The organism is Streptomyces sp. (assembly GCF_050698815.1).
Lineage (GTDB): Bacteria > Actinomycetota > Actinomycetes > Streptomycetales > Streptomycetaceae > Streptomyces.
In genome coordinates this window covers 1-2731 of the sequence record NZ_JBOHCV010000208.1, presented here as the reverse complement: position 1 = coordinate 2731, position 2731 = coordinate 1, and the positions used below count along the sequence as shown (strand labels likewise).

Here is a 2731-nt window from a genome sequence, read left to right as displayed (position 1 = left end):
GCTCACCGGGCTGGGCGGGTCCGCGACGGCCGCGGCGCCCGCCGCCGGCGGACTGCTGGGCCTGGCGGCGGGCGGCTGCGCACTGATCGGACTGCGGGTGGCCAGCTACGACTACCCGTCGCGCTTCGTCCACCTGACGGCGGGCGTGGCCCTGCCACTGACCTTGGCGGCACCGGCCATCTATCTGTTCGGCAGAACCGTCGCCTGACGAGCGCTCACGTTAGGCTCGCGGCATCCGAGCCGAGCATGGGGGAACCACGCAGATGCGCGCACTACGCAAAGGGCTCATCGTCCTGTTCGTCCTCGCGGTGCTGTTCATCGCCGCCGACCGGGTCGCACTCCTGGTCGCGGAGGGCGAGGCGGCCGAGCGGATAAAGAAGGCCGAGGGCGTGTCCTCCACCGCCGACACCTCCATCGACATCAAAGGGTTCCCCTTCCTCACCCAGGTCGCCGCGAAGGAGCTGGAGCAGGTCGACGCGGAGCTGAGCGGCATGACGACGAAGGCGGGCGACGAGCAGCTGACGGTCACCCGCGTCGACGCCCGGCTCCGGCACGTACGCCTCAGCGGGAACTACTCCTCCGCCGTCGCCGATCAGGCCACCGGCACGGCGCTCATCTCCTACGACGATCTGACGAAGGCCGCACAGGACGGCGTGCGCGTGAGCTGGGGCGGCAAGGACGAGCGCGGCAAGGGCCGGGTCAAGGTGAGCGCCAGCATCACGCTGCTGGGCCAGACCTTCAAGCGCAGCGTCACCAGCTCGGTCAGCGTTTCCGGCGGTGACACGGTGAAACTGCGTGCCGACAAGGTGCCGGGCGGTAGCATCCCGGGCCTCGAGGACACGATCCGCGGAAAGATCGACTTCACCCGCGAGATCAGCGGGCTGCCCGCCGGGCTGGAGCTGGAGAAGGTCGTCGCCACCAAGAAGGGCGTCGAACTGTCCGTACGCGGCAGGGGTGTCGAGCTGGGAGGCTGAGTCGGAGCCGCTGTCCCGCTCCAGGCGCGCGATCCCCCACGCCCGACGTCCCACTCCACGAGACGGCGGCGTCCGCAGACCAGGCATCCCCGGCCGTCGGCGTCCTCCCCGGCACCTTCGCACGCGCCCCGCGCGCACCATGAATCCCACATCCCGAACGAGACCGTCTCACTATATGGATCTGCGGTGACATGAGCCCTCCCGCGTCCTTACGATCGACCCCATGAAGCGACAGGCGGACCTCACGAAGCGACGTGCAGTCGACCTGTGCCGCGTCGCCGCCATGCTCTGTCGCACTCACTCCTGACGGCTGCCGCTCCGTCGTCCCGGCCGCACCGCCCCGCCCCCCCGGAGCCCGAGCGGCCGGTGACACCCGCCGGGCCCACCGGCCCGGGCGGACTCCGGCAACCGCACCTCATCCCGGCCGTTCCGGCCCCCGCACGCACAGCGCCGTGCACGCGTGCCCCGGGCTTTTCCCCTGTACGTGCGCGCTCGCCCCATCCGTACCCTCCCCCACAGCTCCGCGTGGGAGGTGCCCCGACATCCGCAATCTGCCTCGGAGGAGAAACCATGAGCCGCAGTGACGTCCTCGTAGACGCCGACTGGGTCCAGGACCGCATCGAAGACCCCAAGACGGTGATCGTCGAGGTCGACGAGGACACCTCGGCCTATGAGAAGAACCACATCAGGAACGCCGTACGCATCGACTGGAAGCAGGACCTCCAAGACCCGGTGCGCCGTGACTTCGTCGACCAGGAGGGCTTCGAGAAGCTGCTCTCCGAGAAGGGCATCGGCAACGACGACACGGTCGTCCTCTACGGCGGCAACAACAACTGGTTCGCGGCCTACGCCTACTGGTACTTCAAGCTCTACGGCCACCAGGACGTGAAGCTGCTCGACGGCGGCCGCAAGAAGTGGGAGCTGGACTCCCGCGACCTGGTCGCCGAGGTGCCGAGCCGCGAGCGGACCGCGTACTCGGCCAAGCCGCAGGACCTGTCCATCCGTGCCTTCCGCGACGAGGTCGTCGACGCCATCGGCAGCAAGAACCTGGTGGACGTCCGCTCCCCCGACGAGTTCAGCGGCAAGCTGCTCGCCCCGGCGCACCTCCCGCAGGAGCAGTCCCAGCGCCCGGGCCACGTCCCCAGTGCCCGCAACATCCCGTGGTCGAAGTCTGCCAACGACGACGGCACCTTCAAGACGGACGACGAGCTGAAGGAGCTGTACGAGGGCGAGGGCGTGGACCTCGGCAAGGACACCATCGCCTACTGCCGCATCGGTGAGCGCTCCGCGCACAGCTGGTTCGTCCTGCACGAGCTGCTGGGCCAGCAGAACGTCAAGAACTACGACGGCTCCTGGACCGAGTACGGCTCGCTGGTCGGCGTACCCGTCGCCGTCGGCACCGAAGGCTGACCCGGCCGCCGGCCGGTCCTCCCCCGACCGAAGAGAACTGAAGGGAATCCCATGTGCGGAGCGAAGGCAGGCGGCCCGGACGCCGCCACCGTCAAGCCCGGTGAGACGACGATCCAGGGCAGCGTGACCCGCGGCGGCGAGCCCGTCACCGGCTACGTGCGTCTCCTGGACGCCACCGGCGAGTTCACCGCGGAGGTCCCGACCTCCGCCACCGGCCAGTTCCGCTTCTACGCGGCGGAGGGCACCTGGACCGTCCGTGCCCTGGTGCCGGGCGGCACGGCGGACCGTACGGTCGTCGCCGAGCAGGGCGGCCTGGCAGAGGTCGCCATCGCGGTGTGACAGTGCAC

At 69.8% G+C, this 2731-nt stretch carries 4 protein-coding genes and 1 pseudogene; all 5 read left to right on the top strand.

The window, feature by feature from the left end; all coding sequences use genetic code 11:
• Nucleotides 1-208, top strand: a pseudogene (locus tag ACRDP3_RS07795) (hypothetical protein); the annotation flags it as partial.
• 55 nt (nt 209-263) lie between these two features.
• A complete protein-coding gene (locus tag ACRDP3_RS07790) occupies nt 264-974 on the top strand; it encodes an LmeA family phospholipid-binding protein (RefSeq protein WP_431516109.1) in 711 nt (236 codons plus the stop codon).
• A gap of 223 nt (nt 975-1197) precedes the next feature.
• Nucleotides 1198-1281 carry a putative leader peptide gene (locus ACRDP3_RS07785; RefSeq protein ID WP_431516110.1) on the top strand — a complete coding sequence of 28 codons (84 nt, stop codon included), beginning with the start codon at nt 1198-1200 and terminating at the stop codon, nt 1279-1281.
• Nucleotides 1282-1544: 263 nt separating this feature from the next.
• Nucleotides 1545-2384, top strand: a complete 840-nt coding sequence (locus ACRDP3_RS07780) for a sulfurtransferase (RefSeq protein WP_431516108.1) — start codon at nt 1545-1547, stop codon at nt 2382-2384.
• A 51-nt stretch (nt 2385-2435) separates the two neighbouring features.
• Nucleotides 2436-2723, top strand: a complete 288-nt coding sequence (locus ACRDP3_RS07775; protein WP_431516107.1) for a DUF1416 domain-containing protein — start codon at nt 2436-2438, stop codon at nt 2721-2723.
• Nucleotides 2724-2731 lie beyond the last annotated feature (8 nt).

What these genes read in the sequence shown, in the direction of transcription:
- ACRDP3_RS07790 (WP_431516109.1), top strand. Translation starts at nt 264, where the DNA reads ATGCGCGCACTACGCAAAGGGCTCATCGTCCTGTTCGTCCTCGCGGTG.
- ACRDP3_RS07785 (WP_431516110.1), top strand. Translation starts at nt 1,198, where the DNA reads ATGAAGCGACAGGCGGACCTCACGAAGCGACGTGCAGTCGACCTGTGC.
- ACRDP3_RS07780 (WP_431516108.1), top strand. Translation starts at nt 1,545, where the DNA reads ATGAGCCGCAGTGACGTCCTCGTAGACGCCGACTGGGTCCAGGACCGC.
- ACRDP3_RS07775 (WP_431516107.1), top strand. Translation starts at nt 2,436, where the DNA reads ATGTGCGGAGCGAAGGCAGGCGGCCCGGACGCCGCCACCGTCAAGCCC.